This is a genomic window from Archangium sp. (assembly GCF_036389735.1).
GTDB lineage: Bacteria > Myxococcota > Myxococcia > Myxococcales > Myxococcaceae > Archangium.
The window spans coordinates 1-2768 of record NZ_DASVWK010000186.1 but is presented as its reverse complement, the minus strand read 5'-3'; the positions used below and the strand labels follow the sequence as shown (position 1 = coordinate 2768).

1 protein-coding gene and 1 pseudogene are annotated in these 2768 nt (G+C 73.7%); both read right to left on the bottom strand.

Going from position 1 to position 2768, the window contains the following annotated elements; all coding sequences use genetic code 11:
- Positions 1-119 precede the first annotated feature (119 nt).
- Positions 120-1343 (bottom strand): radical SAM family heme chaperone HemW, encoded by a 1224-nt coding sequence (gene hemW, locus VF794_RS06890; protein ID WP_331108385.1) that lies wholly within the window; start codon positions 1341-1343, stop codon positions 120-122.
- A 6-nt stretch (positions 1344-1349) separates the two neighbouring features.
- Positions 1350-2768, bottom strand: a pseudogene (locus VF794_RS06885) (gliding motility protein); the annotation flags it as partial.

The following is a 2768-nucleotide window of genomic DNA, read 5'->3' as shown; positions in this document are numbered from 1 at the left end:
CCTGGCGGCGTATCTGGCCGAACACGCGGACGTGTACGCGGGGCTGGTCGTCACCCGGATGAAGGACGGACCCCGACCCAGCAAGTGCCGTCAGCACCGGCCGATGCAGGTGCCGGGGACTACAGAAGCCGCGCGCTGATGGCGCTGTGCACGTCGGCGCCTGCCTCGGTGAGCACGAGCCTCGGGCCGTCGAGCCGCGCCAGGCCGTGCTGTACCAGCCGGACGATCTCCTTCCGGCGCGGCTCCGGATCCTGCCCGTAGCGCGTGCACACCGCCTCCCAGTCCACCCCGGAGCGCAGCCGCAGCCCCATGGCCAGCCGCTCCTCGAAGAGTTCCTGGGGGCTCAGCTCCTCGCGGCTGGACTCCGGCAACTTCCCCTCCTCCGCCGCCCGCATGTACGCATCCGAGCCGCGCAGGTCCACGTAGCGGTAGCCCGCGGGCCGCTCGCCCGGCCCGGACGTGCGCAGCATCCCCGTGGCCCCCACGCCCAGCGCGAGGTACTCGCCCCCCGTCCAGTAGAGCGCGTTGTGCCGGGAGCTGTACCCGGGCTTCGCGTGGTTGGAGATTTCATACCGGTGCAGCCCATGCGCGGCGTAGGCCTCGTGGATGGCCTTCGTCATCTCCAGCACGTCCTCGTCCGGAGGCAGCGCCAGCTCCCCCTTCTCCAGCCGCCGCGACAGGGGCGTGGCCACCGCCAACGACTCCCGCTCCACCGTGAGCGCGTAGGTGGACAGGTGCTCGGGCTCCATCGCCGCCGCCTGGCGCGCGTCCGCCTCCGCCTGTGCCCGCGTCTGCCCGTGTACCCCGTAGATGAAGTCCATGGACACCACGTCGAAGCCCGCCCGCCGTGCCGCCTCGTACGCCGCCACCGCTTCCTGCCCGGTGTGCTCGCGCCCCAGGGCCTTCAGCGTCTCGTCCTGGAAGGACTGCACGCCCAGCGACACCCGGTTGACCCCCGCGGCCCGGTAGCCCGCGAAGCGTTCGGCGTCCGCGACGCTCGGGTTGGCCTCCAGCGACACCTCCGCCCCCGGGGCCACCTTCAGCCGCGCCGCCACGCCCTCCAGCACGTGCGCCACGTGGCGCGGGTGCCAGATGGACGGCGTACCACCCCCGAGGAAGATGGACTCCAGCCGCCGTTCCCTCAGCGAGGGCTCCGCCGCCAACCGCGCGTCCAGCTCCGCCAGCACCGCGTGCGCGTAGCGCTCCTCCGGTACCTGCCGCACCACCGCCACCGCGAAGTCGCAGTAGGGACACTTCGCCAGACAGTACGGAAAGTGGAGGTACAGCCCGAACCGCGCCGCCGGGGTTCCCGTGAGAGGGTCGATGGGGCCCGCGAAATCCATCACGCGCTACTTCGCTCCCTTGAGCTGCGCGAGTTGGGCCTCCAGCCGCGCCACCTTCATCTTGTAGCTGGCCGCCGTCTCCAGCGCGGTCTCCGCCGCCATCAGCTTGCGCTTCATCGCCGCCATGTCCGCCTTGAGCTGATCGCGCTCGGCCTCCAGCGCCCGCCGCTCCTCGGCCTCCGAGTCGTCGACCTCGACCTCCACGTCCCCGGCCTTGCCCCGCGAGACCTCCAGCGCGCCCTCCAGCATCTTCACCCGCTGGCGCAGCCGCTCCACCTGCGCCTCGGCTTCCCGCGCCCGACTCTCGGCGTCCAGCTCCTCGACCTCCAGCGCCTCCTCCACCTCGGGCGCCACGTCCTCGCGCGCCTCCCGCTCCCGCCCCAGCTCCGCCTCCACCTCCGCCAGCGCGCGCGACAGGTCCTGCCGGTCCGACTCCACCGTCTGGAGTTCGGCCCGCAGGGCCGCCACCTGCTGCTCGGCCTGCTCCGCCGCCTCGCCCAGCGCGGCCGCGTCCAACTCCATCCGGTCGCGCAGCTGCACCTGCTCCGCCTCGCTCGTCGCCAGCGTCTCCCGCACCGACGCGAGCTCCGCCTCCAGCTCTCGGGTGCGCGCCTGCACCTCCTCCAGCGAGCTGCTCGACCACTCGGCCTCCGCGAGGCCCGCCTCCAGCTGCGCCACCCGCGCCGACAGCCCCACCCGCTCCGCCGCGACGAGCTCCCGCTCCCGCTGGGCCGCCTTCAGCGCCTCGCTGGTCTGCTCCAGCTCGGACAGGTTGGACTGGTACTGCTCGCGTACGGTCTCCAGCGCCCCCTGCATCTCGGCGCGCTCCGCCGCCAGGTCCGCCACCCGGTCCTGCGCCAGCGACAGGGCCTCCTTCGCCCCCACCAGCTCCTCGGCGATGGCGGCGCGCGCGTCTCGCTCCTGTCCCAGCTCCCCGGTGAGGCGCCCCAGCTCCGCCTCCACCTCGGCCAGCGAGCGCGACAGATCCTTGCGGTCCTCCTCCACCTGACGCAGCTCGCCCTGGAGCTCCGTCACCTTCGCCTCGGCCACCGCCGAGCGCGCCGCCTCGCGCGACAGCGCCGCGGAGAGCTGCTCCACCCGCGCGGGCAGCTCCTTCAGCCCGCCCAGCTGCTCCTGCGCCTCCGCCACCTGCTTGCGCAGCGAGGCCTCGGACACGCGCAGCGCCTGGAGTTCGGCGTCGCGCTCGGCGTACAGCGCGCGCGCCCGTACCAGTGTCTCCGTCTTCTGCTTCAGCACCGCGCGGAAGAACTCGAGCTTCTCCTCCGGCGCGCCCCCCAGGGGTGGACGCTGCTCGGGAGGCTCCCCAAAGGGGTCCGCCGCCCCCACGGGCCGGGGTGGCGCGGCCACCGCGGGCTGGGAGGCCGGGGCCGCGGTCTGCACGGACGGCAGCGACATGGCGGGCCT